The sequence below is a fragment of the Ornithinibacillus gellani genome (assembly GCF_003730295.1).
Classification (GTDB): Bacteria; Bacillota; Bacilli; order Bacillales; family Amphibacillaceae; genus Ornithinibacillus_A; species Ornithinibacillus_A gellani.
The window spans coordinates 15992-35421 of sequence record NZ_QTSZ01000016.1; the positions used below are offsets into that span (position 1 = coordinate 15992).

At 40.2% G+C, this 19430-nt stretch carries 13 protein-coding genes; 5 read left to right on the forward strand and 8 right to left on the reverse strand.

Annotation, left to right across the window (positions count from 1 at the left end):
• Positions 1 to 26: 26 nt before the first annotated feature.
• Both DX933_RS03940 and DX933_RS03945 read right to left on the reverse strand, forming a co-directional pair.
• On the reverse strand, positions 27 to 242 hold the full coding sequence (locus DX933_RS03940) for a hypothetical protein (RefSeq protein WP_123315184.1): 216 nt from the start codon (positions 240 to 242) through the stop codon (positions 27 to 29).
• A gap of 92 nt (positions 243 to 334) precedes the next feature.
• A complete protein-coding gene (locus DX933_RS03945) occupies positions 335 to 994 on the reverse strand; it encodes a Type 1 glutamine amidotransferase-like domain-containing protein (RefSeq protein ID WP_123315185.1) in 660 nt (219 codons plus the stop codon).
• A 147-nt stretch (positions 995 to 1141) separates the two neighbouring features.
• Here DX933_RS03945 and DX933_RS03950 point away from each other — a divergent pair, with 147 nt between their 5' ends.
• The 4 genes from DX933_RS03950 (at position 1142) to DX933_RS03965 (ending at position 9275) form a co-directional block, all read left to right on the forward strand.
• A complete protein-coding gene (locus DX933_RS03950) occupies positions 1142 to 2605 on the forward strand; it encodes a TIGR02677 family protein (protein WP_123315186.1) in 1464 nt (487 codons plus the stop codon).
• A gap of 42 nt (positions 2606 to 2647) precedes the next feature.
• The gene (locus DX933_RS03955; protein ID WP_123315187.1) at positions 2648 to 3784 is read left to right on the forward strand and encodes a TIGR02678 family protein; all 1137 of its coding nucleotides are present in this window, start codon (positions 2648 to 2650) and stop codon (positions 3782 to 3784) included.
• 63 nt (positions 3785 to 3847) lie between these two features.
• Positions 3848 to 7975: a TIGR02680 family protein gene (locus DX933_RS03960; RefSeq protein WP_123315188.1), complete on the forward strand. Its 4128-nt coding sequence runs from the start codon at positions 3848 to 3850 to the stop codon at positions 7973 to 7975.
• Positions 7959 to 9275 carry a TIGR02679 domain-containing protein gene (locus tag DX933_RS03965; RefSeq protein WP_190279407.1) on the forward strand — a complete coding sequence of 439 codons (1317 nt, stop codon included), beginning with the start codon at positions 7959 to 7961 and terminating at the stop codon, positions 9273 to 9275. The genes DX933_RS03960 and DX933_RS03965 overlap by 17 nt, the downstream gene beginning before the upstream one ends.
• A gap of 527 nt (positions 9276 to 9802) precedes the next feature.
• Here DX933_RS03965 and DX933_RS03970 read toward each other — a convergent pair.
• Positions 9803 to 12043, reverse strand: coding sequence for an MMPL family transporter (locus DX933_RS03970; protein ID WP_397315837.1), 2241 nt, complete (start codon positions 12041 to 12043; stop codon positions 9803 to 9805).
• 199 nt (positions 12044 to 12242) lie between these two features.
• Between DX933_RS03970 and DX933_RS03975 the strand changes: the two genes are divergently transcribed.
• Positions 12243 to 12866: a TetR/AcrR family transcriptional regulator gene (locus DX933_RS03975; RefSeq protein ID WP_123315191.1), complete on the forward strand. Its 624-nt coding sequence runs from the start codon at positions 12243 to 12245 to the stop codon at positions 12864 to 12866.
• A 106-nt stretch (positions 12867 to 12972) separates the two neighbouring features.
• Here the strand turns inward: DX933_RS03975 and DX933_RS03980 are convergent, their stop codons facing one another.
• From DX933_RS03980 to DX933_RS04000, 5 genes are all read right to left on the reverse strand, one after another.
• A complete protein-coding gene (locus DX933_RS03980) occupies positions 12973 to 13788 on the reverse strand; it encodes an MBL fold metallo-hydrolase (RefSeq protein WP_123315192.1) in 816 nt (271 codons plus the stop codon).
• Positions 13789 to 13806: 18 nt separating this feature from the next.
• Entirely contained in the window at positions 13807 to 15405 is a 1599-nt protein-coding gene (locus DX933_RS03985; RefSeq protein ID WP_123315193.1) for an extracellular solute-binding protein, read from the reverse strand.
• A gap of 252 nt (positions 15406 to 15657) precedes the next feature.
• Positions 15658 to 17505 carry a DUF2264 domain-containing protein gene (locus DX933_RS03990; protein WP_190279408.1) on the reverse strand — a complete coding sequence of 616 codons (1848 nt, stop codon included), beginning with the start codon at positions 17503 to 17505 and terminating at the stop codon, positions 15658 to 15660.
• Positions 17506 to 17524: 19 nt separating this feature from the next.
• Positions 17525 to 18301, reverse strand: a complete 777-nt coding sequence (locus DX933_RS03995) for a sugar phosphate isomerase/epimerase family protein (protein WP_123315195.1) — start codon at positions 18299 to 18301, stop codon at positions 17525 to 17527.
• Positions 18302 to 18349: 48 nt separating this feature from the next.
• Positions 18350 to 19348 (reverse strand): hydroxyacid dehydrogenase, encoded by a 999-nt coding sequence (locus DX933_RS04000; protein WP_123315196.1) that lies wholly within the window; start codon positions 19346 to 19348, stop codon positions 18350 to 18352.
• Positions 19349 to 19430 lie beyond the last annotated feature (82 nt).

The following is a 19430-nucleotide window of genomic DNA, read 5'->3' on the forward strand; positions in this document are numbered from 1 at the left end:
TTATTGTCCATTATAAATACCATCCTTTAAGCTCCCGTTCTTTTTCTAATCTTATCTGCTGACAACATATTTTCCAGCTTAAATGTGCGGACTTTTTTTCGATAAAAACAAAATGCCAATACGTGATCTTCTGTAAGTTGTAGAACACGAATATATCGTTGCGTGATTTTCCCATGACGATCCAAATAATAAATGACAATGGTTGCTTTGGTTTGCATTGCATTCATAAGGAAGGCCTTCATATCATCACTCCTAACAGGAACATTTGTTCTATTATACCACAACAAGAGAACGTATGCACTCTTTTTTCGAAATGTGATCATGAGGATTTGGTTCATCCATGAATTTTTTGCAATCCAGCTTCCTCTACCAGATAAACCCCCTTCCCTTCCATTTCTGTACATATCCCATTATGAAAATAGATACCGGTGTTTTCATCTATGCCATAAACGGTACTATCTGTAAATGTTGCTGCTATCTTTTTGGCATGTGCTTCTTCTCTCCATTGCGAAAAATGTACCGCTATTAATACTTGCTTTAGCAAGCCCAACCCTGGCCGTTGTGCACGTTCACATTCCAAACGATCTTGATCAGATATGACACAATGCTCCAAACTGATGAGTGCTCCTGCTGAAAATCCAGCTACTGGTACACCTGCAGCGTATCTTGCCTGAATGGTCTCTGCAATTCGGGTATCAACAATATAATCCGCATATTTACTTGTATCCCCACCACCAATAATGATTCCCGCACTTTGGTTTAATTGATTGGTAACATTTTTAATTGGTGTAGACGGAAGAGGAATAAAGCTAAAATGCTGTAAGCCCCTTTCCTCCAACGCTCTCGTGTAATTGGGCATATATTGTTCCCATCCATCCCGCTCCACAACCAAGATCGAAATCGGTCCCGTTTTATGGATGAGGTTATTAAATCTTTGTGCCAACTTTATCGTAAATGGCGGCCCACCACCAAACAGAAATAGATGTTGACCCATTGGACTCCCCCTATGCTTTTATTTCATACTATATCATGGGGGTTCAAATTGTGGTAATCCATTGGAAAATTAGCTTATTCCTTTATAATGAAAGGATAGTATCCATAAAGTGATTTTTACCTTATTAATAAAAAGGAGTCTATCACCGTGCAAAAGAACTTTGAAAAGGTTGCCGAGGTAAGCTATCTTGCCGCAGATAATTATGAACGATATCGTGCTATAATGAATTTCTTTTATAAGCAGCACCGTCAAATGAATGACCTGTTATATCGCAAGGATATACTAGAATATATGCATTCTCTATATGCACAGAATGAGTACGCTGAAAAAGAGTTGGAACAAGATTTACATGCGCTTACCTCTTGGGGAAATATCGTGCCTCGCCAAGAAATGAGTGAACCAAAATCAATCCAGGAATATAAAAATAAACACTTTCGTTATCAAATTACAGAAACAAGCATTGCACTGGAAGAAATGATGGATAAATTAGAAAACAGCTCTGGAAAAAGTAGAGGCTCCCTTGATAAAAACACATTTGAACGTCTATTAAATAGCCTTACTTTACTCCAATCCGAGAATGATTCAGTTAAATTATTGAATACCTGGGATGATGTACAAACACATTTTACCAATATCAAAAATAATACATCAGATTATATCGGATATTTGCATAGTGACCAAGCAGAAGCAGTCATGCAAACAGAAGCATTTCTCGTTTTCAAGGATAAATTCATTTTTTATTTACGTGACTTTATTGTTACCATGCAAAATACAGCCGATCGTATTCAAAAAGAAATAACCAATGTCAGTGAGGATCGGTTGGAAACTATCTTTCAATTGGTAGTCGATAAAGAAAAAAAGATTCCAAGCACTGCCTTAAACGGTTTTGATGAAAAAGGTTTGCGAATAGAATTTTTTGGTATTTGGCAAAGTATCCGCGCGTGGTTTATTAGTGATGACAATAAAACCAGCGAATATAGCTCTCTCATCAAACAAACAACTTATGCAATAAGTAAGATGACACGAATGATTCAACGTTTTAGCGACCGCAGACAGCAATACCAAAGTCGAAAGAAAGACTATATCAAGCTCGCTAAATGGTTTTACCAATGTGAAGAGTTGGATGAGGTGCACCGTCTCTCAGCAATCATGTTTGGAGCTGCACATACGAAGCATTTTTATGCGGATCCTTTAGAAACAAGCAATAAGCATTCCGATCTTTGGGAGGTTGCTCCTAGTCATCATCAAACAGAGCCACGAATTCGGGCTTATCGGACAAGAACAAAGGCAGCGAGTTTCCAGCGCAAATCAACTGCAAAACGGGAACTGCTGGAAGGTATTTTGGAAGAAAGAGCTGTGTTGGAAAATCAAATGAAAGGCCTGATTCAGGATCAAAAAATTGACCTTGGCATACATCAGACTGTGCCAATCGCAATTCGAAAAGTGTTTCTGCGTTGGCTCAGTTTAACCTATCAACAAGAAAAACGCGCCATATCGACAGAATTTGGCTTTCAAGTGAAAACAATTATCTATCCGGAAAGACGTATCAAACTGGAATCAGAGGATGGCATTTTAACAATGCCACATGTTGTATTTGAAATACAACAATGAAAGCATGTGAATCAATTACGAAATAAAGGATGGTGAACATCAATGACACAGGAACAAATCCAAACCTGTATCGGTTATTTGTTCGAAAACTTTTGGATTATCCGCGAATATCAACGGGATGAATACTTCCAGGTAAAAAAGAATGAAAAAGAAATAAGAAAAATTCTGGAACGACAATTTGGCCTTCGCCTGCGGGTCCATGCCAAATTTATCCGTTTGGAAAAAATCCCTTATTTCCCACAACCGTGGATGGGCATTGCATCATTCACACAAAAAATGGATTATGTACTATTCGCCTGTGCTATGGCTTTTACCGAAGATAAAGGAGAAGGAGAGCCGTTTTTATTAGAAGAATTGATTGAAGAGATTAAACATCATTATCCCGCAGCTGATGAACTTGACTGGACAAACTTTAACCAGCGAAAAAGCTTGGTTCGTGTGTTAAACATGATGACAAATCAGCATCTAATTGAAGTAATTGAAGGTGACCAAGAAGCTTTTGCTAGTGACCGACAAACAGAAATTTTATATAAGGTCAGTACCTATAGCCGCTACTTTATGCGATCCTATCCACAAGATTTGGCAGATCTGAAGGGTTGGCAGGAGCTTGCGGAAATAACCAAAGATTCCAGAGAAGACACGGTTCGACTAGAGGCATTTCAACGTTTGTTGATGGAACCCGCTATTCAAAGAACGAAAGATAATGATCATCTTTTTTACTATTTTCGTAATAAGCAGCAGTATATTGAAGGTGTAATCGAAGCTTATACTCCGTTTACCTTTGAATTGACAAAAGACGTCGCCATGCTGACCATTCCTGACCGACTCAGACAGTATACATTATTTCCTGCTCCGAAAATGGCCGATGAATCTTTACTGCATCTAGCTGATTTAATCCGAAAAAAATCATTCCAGCATGATGAATATGGCGTGATTCAATTAAGTGCCAATCAATGGAAAATGCTTATCGGTGAAGTGATAGATAACTATCGTGTTGGCTGGTCCAAAGAATACCGCGAAAGCTCGCTAAACAAGCTGATGGACATGATGTTGGAAAACGGAAAAGCATGGGGATTCTTTGAAGAGGACCATCTCGGTAATGTATCTATCTCTCCATCCTTTGCACGGCAAATAGGGACATTTCCAGAAGATTTTAAACAGACAACTGGGAAAGTGTAAAGTCATAAAGATATGAATCTTCACGTTATGCATTGATTTTAATATCATCAAGGAGGTTTACCTGTGGAACAGAATAAATGGATTGCTAATCGAGTTGGCCTAATAAACTTTTGGTACTATGATGAGCAAATATATGAATTCTCAGATGGAAAAATGCTACTGCGCGGATCTAATGGTTCCGGAAAATCCGTTACCATGCAAAGTCTGCTTCCTGTATTACTGGATGGGCGTACAGAACCAAGCAGACTAGACTCATTTAAAAGTAAATCCCGGCGTATGGAGGATTATTTACTAGGTGAGGAACAAATCTCTAAATTAAATGAACGCACTGGCTATCTTTTTATGGAATTTAAGCGCGTGAATGCTGATCGATACATGACGATCGGTATTGGGCTGCAAGCGAAGCGAGGCAGTGGGCTTAAGAAATGGTATTTCGGTATTACCGATGGAAGAAGAATTGGCGAACATTTTAGTCTATATGATCAGTTAAGTGGTGAGGATTTACAGCCACTTTCTCAACGACAATTAATCAATCGCATTGGGACTGGCGGCAAGGTGATGACAGTACAAAAGGAATATCAGCAATTTGTTAATGATCGTATCTTTGGCTTTAAAGAAATGCAACAATTTGAAGATTGCTTGGCATTGCTAATTGAATTAAGAAGCCCAAAGCTGTCACGCGATTTTAGGCCTACTGTTATTTATTCCATCTTAACCAACTCCCTTCCTGCCTTAAAGGAGGATGACTTACAACCTGTATCTCGCAGTCTGGAACAAATTGATGAAAGTCGACAGCGCTTGGAGCAATTGGAACGTGAACAAAAAGCAATTGAAAAGATCAATGCAAGCTATGAACGATTGTATCAAGAGAAATTGACCATTATTGCCCACAAATGGCAAGAAGCTGAGAAATTACGTCAACAAGAGGCAGATACTATTGAAAAGCATCAAACAAAGCTGGCAGAAATCGATAGAGCGTTTAAAGCACTGCAACAAAACATGGCAGATCTCAATCAGAATATGGATATATGGGAATCTGAAAAGAATGATTTGCAGCAGCACGAAGCCTATCAGCTTGTTGCCAAGGGGGAAGAATTAAAAGAACAGCTTCAGGAGGCAATACAATCTGCTAACAAATGGAAACAGCAATGGACCAGAAAACAAGACCAATTTCACAACCATAACAGACAAATCGAACAGTATGAAGCTGATTTACAAGAGCATCAAAAGCAATGTGAAGCATTTTTATCCGAATTGCAGGATCATGCACAATCGAGCGGGTTTCAACAACGACACGAACAACATTACACAGACATGGAGAGATTGGCGGATCAATATGACTATACGTATTGGCAGCGCGATATTCGCACATATCGTAATCATCTCAAGGATTGTGTGCATATTTTCAGCCGTTTGGATGAGCTGCGGAAAGAAATGCTTGAGCTGGATAAATTATTAGGTGACTGCAATGAGAAAGTAGAAACAGCTCGACAACAGGAGCGCCATTGGCAAATGATTTTCACAGAAGAAAAAGAACGAATTGCCGATGCGCTTATTGGCTGGCGTGATCAAGCACCATTCTCTATACCGGAAATTGAATTCCAGGAAGTACTACGCCGCCTGGAACAGCTGTACGAAGAAGTCACGCGATTCTCGTTCATGCTCGACCCAATAATTGATGCTAAAAATACGTATATACAAACGTTGGCAAATCAATTAGCTCCAAATCGAGCGGAACAAAAAATCACCCAAGAAAATATCGAGGAAGTACAGCGGGATATAGAGGATTGGCAAACGAAAAAAGATCCTGTGCCCTATCGCACGAAAGCGACGGAGGCATATCGCGAGCAGTTGAAGGAGACGGGTATTCAGGCGCATCCCTTCTATGATTGCATAGATTTCCAGGACCATGTGGATGATACAACCCGGAACCGACTGGAAGCCGCACTGCTGGAAAGTGGTTTGTTGGATGCACTCGTTGCAGACGGAACATTACAATTAAAAGCAGATCGCCAAATCCTTCCTAAGCCATTGCTTTTACAGGAAACATTAGCAGATTATTTAACAATGGATGCAAATAACACCGAAATCAATGAGCGCTTAATTACTAGTTTATTGCAATCCATTGCGGTAGAAGCAAATATAACTGCATTAGATTCAGTAGATGCCCCAGTGATAGCATTGGATGGCTCTTATCGTTTGGAAAATATCATAGGTATGGCAGACCCACAATATTTAACTTCTTTTATAGGACAAGCAAGCCGCACCAGATTTCGTGAAGAAAAAATTAAAGCATTAATGGCTGAAAAGGAAAAACTAGCAGAGCAACTTCATCAACTGCAAGAAACAGAGCGTGAATTGTTAAACAAACAACAGCTTGCAGAAACTGCTCTAGAGCAATTACCAGATGAAGAGAATTTACGCTTTGCGAATACGCAACTGGAGCAATCTGTAAGACAGATGCAAATATTATCAGAAGAAGCCGAAAGACATCAAAAAAATCTCGAATCCAAAAGAAATGAACAGCGAACAAGTTATGCCGATATGATGCAACTTACGAAAACAGATAATATAGAAAAGACACTAATTGCATATCACGAGGCGGAACAGGCGCATACGGATTATACAGATGCTTTTCAGGATTGGATTACCGAATTGGAACGGATGCGGGGTGTAAAGCGTTCCCTGGAGCAGGCTGCCAATCAATTATTATCCATCGAGGAAGATTTGGAGCGTGCCGAACAAGATTATAAAGAGATGGAGCAGACGGTACAAGATATTGAAAATCGCTTGGCCTCAAATAAGGAAATGCAAAAACTACAAGATGTTGAAAAAATCAAACTCAAAATTGAAACATGTATCCGTAACTTGAAACAAGGTAAAGAACAACTGAAAACATTCCAATCCGAGCAATTGGAACTACAAAGAGAGCAATCCTCAGAGGAAAAAACGTTAGAAATAGAGCAGGAAAAATTTAAATTTGACGAACCATTTGCAGGCCTTTGGAAAGAAACTTTTGAATCAGAGGTACATCGGTACGAAACCGCGAAGCAGGATTTACAACAATTCGCGAAACAGTTAACGACAAATTGGGAATTAGTTGATAAACGCCTGATTACGTTAAATACTAATTTTGAGTCCGCATATCGTGAAAATGAGGGGGATCTATTGGACTATCGTTTGCGTATAAACCAAATAGATGCACTAGAAACACCAGACTGGCTACAGTATACAGACCATCATCAACATCAAGATAAAATTTCAGTTTGGGAAATGACAAAACAGATGAAGATTATGGAGGTCAATACAGACGGAGCATGGAGAAGTCCTTCCGTCTTACAACAGTCCCTCCTTGAACAAATCGATGAGGTCAATCTGGTACTGCGAAAAAGTGATGAAGAATTATTTGAGGAAATTATTTTCCATTCTGTCGGAAATATTTTACGGGCACTTATCAAAAAAGGGCAACGTTGGGTCGATCAAATGAATCAAATATTATTGGCTCAGGATAATTCATCCGGACTGGCATTATCCCTTAAATGGAAACCGAAAGCTGCCGACTCAGAAGAGATGCTATCTACTTCCGAATTGGTGAAGCTGTTATTAAAAGATACAAGCATTTTGAAGGACGCAGATATTGAGAAAATTAAATATTACTTCCAAGAAAAAATAGCTCAAGCAAAAATTCAGCGGGATGAATCAGAGGATTATGAATCATTGTATCAAGTACTACAGGAAGTTCTGGATTATCGTCAATGGTTTAGCTTTGAATTGCATTATTCCAAAGGTTTTCCAAATAAGGTGGAACTAACAAACACGCGTTTCAATCGTTTTAGCGGTGGCGAAAAAGCAACCGCGATGTATTTGCCGCTGTTCACCGCCATGTATTCACGCTATCAAGATGCTAACGCAGATGCACCCTATTTAATTACGTTGGACGAAGCTTTTGCTGGTATCGACGACTTAAATATCTCTGAACTATTCAAGGCGATGGAGCAGCTGGAGTTTAATTACATGATTAATTCCCAAGCGCTTTATGGTGAATATCCAACTGTGACAAGTATTAACACATACGAATTAATTAGACCAAATAACGCGGACACTGTTTCTACTCTGCTCTACCACTGGGACGGAAAAACGAGTACAATTATTCCGCCTAAGGAGTTGATGCATGATGGAGCGAAATCTTAAAAAAGAAGCCGTTCAATACTTTAAACAACAGCCTGTTATGGTCACTTGTTTACAGGTCATGCAGCAAAAATATGCTACCTATGGTAAATTAACCGGTACGATTCCAAAAAGGCGATTGGAACGTTTGGATTTAACACCCCTGTTGAGATATTTCAGCTGGGGTGAATGGGAATATGAAAAACAAAAAAGCATTTCCATAAAAAAGTTTATCGATATTTATAACGAGAGTGTATATGGTGAAATTCCATTTGAAGCCGTTATCGAAGGTGTACTAGGTGAACCACTCGTATCCAATCAAGCCCGCAAGGAAAAAATACAACAGCAGCATCAAGCATTTATCAAAGCCGTTCGTACATTTGATAAACGGTTTGAAAATGCTTTTGCCAATGAACCTAAATCAATCTTTTTTGAATGGTATCTGGAAAACGAAAGGGAATGTCTTTCCGCTTTTCGAACTGTCGCACGAAGCATTGCCCGGTTACCAACAAGCTATACGAGATTACCTGTGTTCGCCCACCAAGTCACCGGGAATCCACATGCTTTTGATACGAATACAAGAACGGGAAAATTATTGCAATATATGTTACGTGACATCCTTCAAAAAGAAAATGAAATGGAAAATATCTTGGAAAAGGATGTAATCACAAATGAACAAGCAACCTCCCTTTATTCTGCTGCGGAAAAGGAAAATGAACTATATGCAAGCTTCCATCTTATTAAAGATGATATTATGAATTTTGTAGCAGTTAACGGCTTACGTGCGTTCCAGGGTGACCAACCATTACCTTTATGGGATGCTGCGTGTGATGCAAAACAAACTTGGAACGTTCCAGTCCGGCAATTACTTTCTGTGGACCGTATAGAACCAGCTTTACAACAAAAGTTATTTTTAATTGAAAACTCAGGTGTGTATTCTATTTTATTGGATAGGTTTCCCACATTGCCAATGATATGTTCCAATGGCCAATTTCGCTATGCGGTGTGGTTATTGTTAGAGCGATTAGACTCGAAAACAGAAATCTATTATTCAGGTGATTTGGATCCTGAAGGAATGCTTATTGCTGAGCGATTGTACGCCCGTTACCCTAACCAAGTAAAGCTATTGCAAATGGATCTTGAGGCATATACCAACGTAAAATCAACAGAAAAGATTTCAGAACGCCGACTAAAAATATTGGATCAACTAACACACCCAAGTCTGCTGAAAATAAGCGAGAAAGTCCGTCAGCAACAGATGGCAGGTTATCAAGAAGGCGTGATTGAAGCACTTATCAATCAAATAGAGACTTTAATCGAATAATCAGGGGGGGTTTTGCGCTTCCCCCACGATAGCCGCTCTGGAAATTATTTCACTCTCATATTTTTGGGAAAGTATAGAAATAGACATGCAGGTCGAATCCGTTAGTTCGGATTCCGACCTGTATACTTACGTTTTGAGCAGATTTTTCGAATGGGGCCTCTATAGATATTATCTTACTCCACTTCGGTAATAAACACGTTTTCGAGTAACTTAAATGCTGTTTATCTTACTCCATTTCCGAAAATACACGATTTCACATAACTTAAAAGCCGTTTATCTTACTCCATTTCTGAAAATTCATAATTTCGAGTAACTTAAATGCTGTTTATCTTACTCCATTTTCGAAATTACACAATTTCGCGTAACTTAAATGCTGTTTATCTTACTCCATTTTCGAAAATTCATGATTTCGAGTAACTTAAATGCTGTTTAACTTACTCCAAACCAATATAGCAAAAAAACTGTCCATCCATTGCCTTCAGCAATGAATGAACAGTCTTCTGCAGCTACTCTAATTCATTTGATTTTTATTCTTCTGCTTTGCTTTGATAGCTTTCATGATTTTGCAGTTTCCATAGCTTGCCTGGCCAAAATGCAAATCTTCCGAGCACCGTTGTAATCGCCGGTACAAGCAATGGTCGGACGATAAATGTATCGAGCAAAATTCCGATTGCTGTAATGGTTCCAAAGTGGACGAGCACCTGCAGTGGCAGGACGGCGAGTACTGAAAATGTACCTGCTAAAATGAGTCCTGCAGAGCTAATGACACTTCCTGTTTCCCCGACGCTATCGGCAATCGCCTGCTTGAGCGGCATTTCTTTTCGCTTCCGCCAAATGCTCGAAACAAGGAAAATATTATAATCCTCACCCAACACGACCAGGAACACAAATGCATAAAGTGGAATCAATCCTTGAATTTCTGCTACGCCGAATAAATGATGTAGAACGAGCCAGCCTATTCCCAATGCAGAGAAGTACGATAATAACACGGTTGCCAATAGGTAAGTCATTGCTACAAGCGATTTTAAATATACAAATAGCAACAGGGCAATAATGACCAGTAAGACTGGAATTATGAGCGCTTGATCACGACTGGTGATTTCCTCTGTGTCGTAAAGTGTTGCTGTTTCACCACTTAACCAAACAGCTTCTTCTACATTGGACACCCCTGCATCCTTCAATGCATCTTCTGTCATAGCTTGCAATTCCGGAATGCTTTCAACTGCTTCCGAAGCATATGGATCGATGGACAAAGTGACCTCCCATTGCATCAAATTGGAATCATTTGCTCCTTCTTTCGGATCGGCAATTTTCTCTACGTACGGATGCTCTGCTAAAACCGCTTGTAAATCAACTTCCTTGCCACCTGTGTCAGCAATAATCTCGATGGGAGCAATTTCTCCAGGTGGGTAGTGGTCAGCGATAATCGTAAACCCTTCTCGGGATGGCATATCCTCTGGGAAAGAATCCAATAAGCCATACGTGAATTGCATTTTTGGTACGAAGGAGGCCAAGCCACCAAGGATGATGACAGTAACGACAATAATTGTCCAAGGCTTTTCTGTTACAAGCGCACCGATTTTCTTACCAAAACGATGGCTTGGTTTTGGTCGGCGCAGTTTTTTACCTTTTTTCTTTTCTATACGTTGAATCATCGCTTCTGGTCGTGGGATAAATGGAACAAATGCAATTCTTCCCAGCAAAGCTAAAATGGCAGGAAGTAATGTTAAAGCTGCAATCCCCATGATGAATATCGATAAACTAAATGGTACTGCGAAACGATCGTAGGAAGCATAATATGCCAATCCCAGTGATAGCAACCCTAAAACGGTTGTCATCGAGCTCATCATAATGGCACCGCCAGTACCACCCACGGCACGTTTTAAAGCTACATATTTATCTTCCTCATGACGAAGCTCATCCCGATATCGTGAAATTAAGAATAAACAATAGTCGGTACCAGCACCGAATAAGAGAACCGTCATAATCGATATCGCCTGACCATCCACAACAATCCAGCCTTTATCAGCAAAAAAGCCTAGCAAAGGACTAATAATTCCATAAGCAATCCCCACTGCAACAAGTGGTACAATTGCCAAAATAGGAGAGCGATAAAGTAATATGAGTAGAACGAATACAATCATTACGGTTGTAATTAACAGGGTAATATCTGCATTACTAAATAGCGAGACGGCATCTGTTTGAATACCTACTGGTCCGGAGAATCGAACATGTAAGCCATCATCTGCTAGTTTATCCTTTAACACGTCACTGCCGAGCTGATCCGTTATTTTAACCTCCAGCTCATCCAATGCTGCCTGTAATACTTTCGTAGAAGCTGTATCATCAAAAAACACAGGTGTAATAAGTGCGGAACCGTCCTCTGATGCACTGCCGGCTAATGCTTCTACTGGTGCATTTTGAAATGGTGGTATAAAGGTTTGCGAATCCACTGGCTCCTCTTCTAACACAGTATATACATCCTGAATGGCTTCATAATCCGCATTTTCCAATCCACCATCGCGATACCAAACCAACAGTAATGGCGTGCCTGCATCATTTGCAAATTCTTTATTATTAATTTGGCTTGCAACGACTGAATTGGCATCCTCTGGCAGCAATTGATTATCCGTTGTTTCCCGATCATTGACCTGGGGCCATATATACGAAAATACACCAATTAATAAAATCCAAACAAATATCGTTGCCCAACGGGTTTTCGGACTGGCAAAAATACCGCCCAATTGTTTAAATATATCCTTCAATATGCTCATCCTCTCGAACGCATTCTGTGACAGCGTTGGAATTTTGATAATAAGATTACCTATTCAAAAAGCGGATAATTTATTATAACCATCCCACATTTTGAACCCTTTTATAATTATATATACTGGAAGGTTAATTAAGCAAGTGACAATTTATTTATGATATACTACCTATACGAACTAGATTTTAGGAGTGAGCACGATGCAACATTCTCATCGACCGCTGGGAAGGCCCCGTAAGGAACAAAATGGAATATCCACAAAAGATATGATTTTACAAATCGCAACCGGATTATTTTTAGAAAAAGGATATCCATTGGTGTCCATGGACGATGTAGCCAAGCATAGTAATGTCACAAAAGCGACTGTTTATTATTATTATAAAACAAAGGCTGATTTATTTACCGATGCCATGGTAGCTTTAATGATTCGGATATCTGAGAAAATAGTAGGCATCCTTTCCACAGAAGAACCATTAAAGGATCAATTATTTGAAGTGGCAAACGCACATTTACAAGCAACTGTTGATTTTAATATTAATTCATTTATGAAAGAGGCCAAAACATCGCTTTCCAATGAACAGCTGCAATTGATGAAGGAAGCAGAAGATCATATGTATAGCGTATTAGAAAACGCCTTGGAAAAAGCAATGATAAAGGGTGAAATCCCCGCAAGTAATCCGCGTCTAGGTGCCTTGCTGTTTGTGTCCATGCTAACCGTTGGGAATGGTCTGGAAAAAGAATTTAAAGACACCTTCGCATCCTTTCATGATATGGTGACACAATTTATTGATTTGTATTGGAATGGTTTAGCCAACAAAGATTAAATAATGTCATACTTATGTTTCAACAACAACTCATTCTTTTTCACAAACAAAAATAATCACCTGACACACTGCCAACGGTGATTATTTTTGTTAAAGGCATATAACTTTATATATTGATAATCATCCCATCATATGCCACTTCAATTTGGTATGGTTCAAATGCTTCTACAAATCCCTCATGCAATAAACCCGCATTATGTGTGAAATGCGTTGCAATGATACGACCATTTTCCTTCATGATATGTTCTTCCTGGAAGACTTTTTTCACTTCCAGAACCGTTTCAATACACATATGGTTTCGGCTCCGCTTGTTTTTATAATAACCACCCGTGCAATCCAAAATCGCGAGGTCCAACTGCTTTCCTTTCAACCATTCCCAGGTCGCCTCAGGGAACCAGCCCGTATCATTTCCATATAAAATCTGCTTACCGTCCTTTTCAATATAATATAATAAACAGGTTTCGTTCGGATCATGGTCTGCTAGTAACGGTGTAATGGTTGCAGTTTGTGTCTTTATTTCCTGAAAAGGTAATACACGATGGTAAACAAATCGGTTCTTATCCGGAGGGATGTTCTGCCTATAGCCTTGCACCGCAAGATCATTTCCATACACATGCAGCGGTGCATTAACACCATGGGCAAATCCTTCGATACGGTTTAATAAATCCTGTGGGGTAAAATGGTCCCCATGTGTGTGTGTAATGAGTAAATCCTTTAGCTTTGTAAAATTAATTTGATCCCGAACAGCATGATAAAAAGCATCAGGCGGATCATCCACCTTCAGCTCATCATCAAAAATGACCGACGTTCTTGAACGGATATTCTTGCCGCCGCGTTTTCTTGTTTCCTCACAAACAGAACAGGTGCAGTGGGGATTTGGTATCCCCTCTGCCGCTGCTGTTCCTAAAAAGTGTATTTTCATGTTGTCGCTCCAATCTGTTTATTCCTCAAATCGATCTAAAGCTGCTTGTTTAATCTCTAGATATTCGTCTAGATTCATTTTTTCTAATGTTTGTACATAATGATCCCACTCATCGAAAGAGGTTTCTCCAGCAATAAATTTGTCTCGCATTTCCAGGACATATTTATCGATATCAGAGCCAAATGTCGTTAACTTATCCATTTCCTCTTCCTTATAAATAAATGGTGGCCATGGATCTTCAATCACATCTGGTCTTAGCTTTTCAGCTGCTTCAATTGCCTTTTCAGAACTCTCCGCTGTCCCTTGGAAATATTTCTCCGTTGTCACAGATGGGAGTCCGCCTCCCTGATAGGTGAGGTACTTGGATTGCTCCTGTGCCATTGTTTTACCCTCAGAACTATTTACAATATGATCCATATACACTGCTTCACCATCATCATTTATTTCATATGTTTCCCCCTCTACTCCGAGGAAAAACAGCTTCATGCCTTCTTCACCATAAAAATAGTCAATCCATCTGACCGTTGCGGCAGGGTTTTCATTTTCATTTGTAATGATAAATGCACTCTTATTATCTGCCTCAGGAGAAAGGGTAACAAATTGTTTATCTCCATTCGGCCCTTCAAGCATTGGCATACTGGTTAATTCTTTTACTTTTTCGCCACCAACTGATATTTCCGGGTTAAAAAAGACCGTACTGCCATACATGCCTTCTGCTGTATTCGCTCGGTATTGTTCATCTGTGATGGAAAAAATGTTTTTAGCAATCAAGCCTTCACTGTAAAGCTTATTTAAATATATTAACAAATCTTTGTAAGAATCGGAAATCGGATAGAAACGTAATTCATTCGTTTCCGGGTCTAAATCAATATTGGCATTGGATGTTCCTTTTGTTTTAATACCAAATGCACCAGATAAATAATTAAATAATGGATCGATTTCTCTACCACCATATGGCACTTCATCAGCTTTGCCATTTCCATTTGGATCGCCATCCTTAACAGCCAATAAATATTGATAGAAGTCTTCTGTCGTTTCCGGCATATCCATATCTAATGCCTCTAACCATTTTTCATTAATCCACGGTTTTTCCTTTGTTCGGTAAGAGAAAAACTCCGGATCCGTAATTTTTGGGAATCCATATATATTTCCATCTGGAAAGGTAATTTGTTTTTCAATGACAGGATTCTCTTCAAGAATCTTCTTGAAATTCGGTGCATACTCATCGATTAAATCATTCAATGGAAGAAACACACCCTGCTTACCATATTTCATCATGTCACTATTAGACAGAAAGATAGAGTGAAATGCATCTGGCAAGTCCCCGCCACCAAGCGTTAAATTCAATTTTTCGGTAATGACATTATCTGGAACCATCTTAAAGTTGACATCGATATTGGTCAGATCTCTGTACGTATTAAATACAAGCACGTCATTCCAGTTGTCATTAGAAACTAATGCCTGTCTTGCAAAAATATCCAATTCAATCGGTTCTTTAACGATTGGCATACCAGATTCATTTAAATTATCCAAATCTTCCTCGGCCTTGCTTTTGCCACTACAAGCACTTAACATCATTAACAAAATACAAAATAGGATTAGCAGTCGTTTCTTCATCTTTCACCCTCCATATACGTTATTCGGTAGAATGGAACGTTTCCTCACTTTCCGCTATAACCGTGCTGCTTCACTTCCGTTCTGCTCCCAAATAGATGATTTCTTCTATCATAATCGGAAATTAAAGCGCTTTCTTATTGTATTGAGAAAATATTCCCACAATCGGAAATTATTTTTTTATTTATAAATGCCATCTAATAAAGCACTTAGAAAAAAATTGTCTCCCCAACTGGAGAGACAATCTCTTCATTATTATTTTTGAATTTGAAATTCTTTTCCGCCACAAGTAATGTGAAAGGCTTGTGACCGGATTTGTAAGGAAGGCTTGGTAGCCCATATTTCCTCAAATGCTTGCTGATTAGTGGCAGCATAAACGGCTGCTGCCAGCCAATGTTTTCCTTTTGGAATATCTCCAACAAGGGTTGGGATCTCACAAACATTCGCATAAAGCAAATTTGTGTTTGGAGAAGAACGAACCCTTTTAAGGCTCCGATTTTGACATAAGTCGATCATGCCACTGGCTCCAAATTTGGTTTTGGTAAAGGATTGATCTGGCTTCATGTTGCCAGCATAAGGGTCTGCAACCGGTACAGAAAATCCACCTTCTGCACCATGTAGCTCCCGGTCTGTTTCGATATGGTGGATACGAATATCCCAGCCATTCACTGGGATAAGCCAGGTTTCTATTTGTACGTCTTTCCATGGCCTCCAAAGGCTATAGATGGCATGTTCTGTTATTTGGACTTGCTCGCATTGACGACGAACCCGATAATGATTATCCCTTTCCGATAGTGCAAGTGTGGAATCAAATGAACCATGTCGCAATCCATATGTTTCCTTTGCGACACTAAATCCAAATTGATTCGAATACGCGAATTTAGCATACTTTTCCGCTGTATGAGCAGGTTCAAAGCCCGCATATTGACCAGATGTTAACGCGTAAACATGTTCACCTGCTGCATCGCGCCGCATGATCATATTTGCATGTGTCAATACCTTCGTTTGTTCTAAATCAGGTAAAGGCTGTTCCTTCGCCTGCCAAAAAGGATGGTCATCTGCCAATGCCAGGACAAGAAATGATTTCAGCGCCCAGTATGGTGAGCCCGGCGCATTATAGTTTTCCGACATGATTAAATTGGGATATGCATAGCCAATCGTTAAAATTCCATCTGACGTAAATATGGGCTGCTGCATCCACCAACGTAAATGACGCAACACAATTCCTTTGATAACACCCCATGGAAATGCTTCGACCTCCGCAAATGCAAGTGCACTCCAAAAGGCAGTTTGCGCAAATCGATACGTTAAGCTTCTTCCAAATGGAATAGAGGAACCATCCGCACCAAACCAGTAAATGAAATCCTTGGCAAATTGACTGGCTCGTTCTTTAAATAATGCAGAACGTTCCGGATCATCCTTCTCCTTCATTTTTGCATAGATTAAGCAATAAAAATGGATAGCGAAGGATACATAATAATCCTTTTGCTCCGTTTGTCCATCCGCATACCAGCCATCACCTAAATAATACGTTTCAATTCGTTCAAAGGCCCGCTCATTAGCAGCCTGATTATCTTCCATACCTGCTTTGGCCAAGCCTAGATTGACCAGCACCTTGAATAAATTCCAATTATTATCTGGTGTCTTTTTTTCATTGACGACACGAATCCACTGATGTAAGTTTTCCTTTTCCTCAGTTGAAAAAGAGGCCAATAGGTCGGGACTGCATAAAGCGATGGTTAATCCAATGGCAGCTGTTTCAACCGTTTTTTGATCATAGTCCCGTGGATAGCCCCAAAATTCCGGATGATTTGGATTGGTTCCGTTTTTCAAACCAGTAATGAAATCCTCCCAAACATCGACTGAACCACCACCAGCGATTAATGGAGCAAGGCCCCATAATAGCCTGGAAAACGCTTCATAGCCAATTACCTGTGGACTGTAGTGTGCCTGTGTATGTCCTAAATCTAAATAGGCCTTATCCGGACTAAAATAGGTTGTCAATGGGGTGGCCATGTCTTGCATCAATGTTTGTAAATCGCGCTTCGTTTGGAGTGGATTATTTTTGATATGTGCTACTGGATCCTTTGCGATATGTACCATTTCAACCCTCCTTATCGTTTTAAAATGACTTCCGTTCCAAGCTCTCATCAAGCAGACTACGTAAAGACTGTACATCTGTCTGCAGCTGTTTTACATCATCATCCTTAACAAACTCCATGAGTAAATAACGATCCTGTTCAGTGGACTGCAGTGCTTGGAGATATTTTTCCCAATCCGCTGTTCCTTCCGAAAAGGCAAGTCGATCTGCCACATTCCAATGCAAGACATGAATATTTCTCAGCCAAGGCTTGACCATCCGAATGCTCTCCAATCGGTGCTCAACCGTTTCCCCAACGGCAGGTTGCCAGTAGGTAGATACATTGGGATGATTGATTTCAGTAAGCAGCTGTACTGTACTTTCTGGTGTATCTGTTAATGTATTACGATGATATTCCAAATGAATCGCCATGTCGTGTTCATCAGCCTTGTCCGCAATGCGACATGCATCCGCCACCACTTGTGCGCGCCCCTGTTGATCTATATCCTGTGATCCGTATATTCCAGCCCAGACGCGAATAGAAGGTGCTTGTAACGCTTTGGCTGTTTGTAAAATTGCTTCAAATTGCCCCGGTTCCTGTTCATGGCCCAATCGGTAATAGGAGCCATATGCAGCTACTTCTAATCCTGCAGCATGCGTCTTTTCCGCTACCGCTGCCGCTTCATCGACCGCTCCGTGTGGCACGTGAATATCTCCGCCCCATTCTATTCCTTGTATACGTGCATCCTGACTGACTGCAATAACCTCTTCAACCGTCAAGTGTCGGAATGTAACCGAACATAATCCAATGCGAAACATCCAACTCCTCCCTTCTGTCCTTTTATCGAAGGCTTAGCCTCCATAATTTTATGCCATGGATTCAAACTGTTTTCGATTGACTGCCCATTGCAATGGTTCATTTGCGATATACCGTTTCAATTCCTCCAGCATATACGTCCCCAAGCGCCCACATTCCTTTCCTTCACTGCCAGCTAAATGCGGAGTCAATACCACATTTGGCAAGCTATATAACAAGGAACCTGTCTCAGGTGGCTCCGGATTGGTCACATCCAATATAGCGGTAATATCCGGGCGTTGTTGTAATTGTTCCACCATTTCTGATTCACAAACAATCGCTCCCCTTGCCGTATTAATAAAAGAAGCATGAGGTTTCATGGCAGCGAAATATTCGCCTTTAATCATTCCCACCGTTTCTGGCAGCAAAGGGGTATGCAAGGAAACGACATCTGATTGTTTAAAAATCTCTTCCAATGTAACGAGCTGCACTCCTAATGCAGCTGCATCCTCCTCACGAGCAAATGGGTCATAAGCTAGCACGTTCAAATCAAATGCCTGTAATAATTTGGCAACCTTACGACCAACTGTGCTTAACGAAATTAGTCCGACTGTACTTCCAAAAGCTCCGGGAAGATGTGTAAATGGTTTTGCTGGGTAAATCTGTTCTTTTCGGATGTTACGGACGAATTTCCAGCCATCCTTTAAGGTAAATAAAATCTGCGAAAGCGTATATTCCGCAACGGGCACTGCATTTGCATCAGCAGCAGTTGTAATTGTAATTCCCCGCTCCCAGCTTGCATCTGTCACAATCGACTTGATCGTTCCCGCTGCATAAAACATCGTCTCGAGCCGAGGGGCTGCTTCCAGAAATGCTGCATCCATCTTTGGACCACCCCACCCCGAAAAAATGACGTCCGCTTGCTCCAGAATCGTTGGATTTTCCTGGATATCCTTCGTCGTTAACGGGGGACGGTAAATATGGACCAAACGTTTTATTTCTTGTTGTACCTCCGGGGGATAAACGAGATCGATAAACTGCCCGCTCATGATAAAAAGTCCATTAACCATGTTATTGCCTCCTGTTATGCCTGAATCTGCGTCCTGTTTTCTCACATGTACAGGTTGATATATATTATCATACCATCATCAT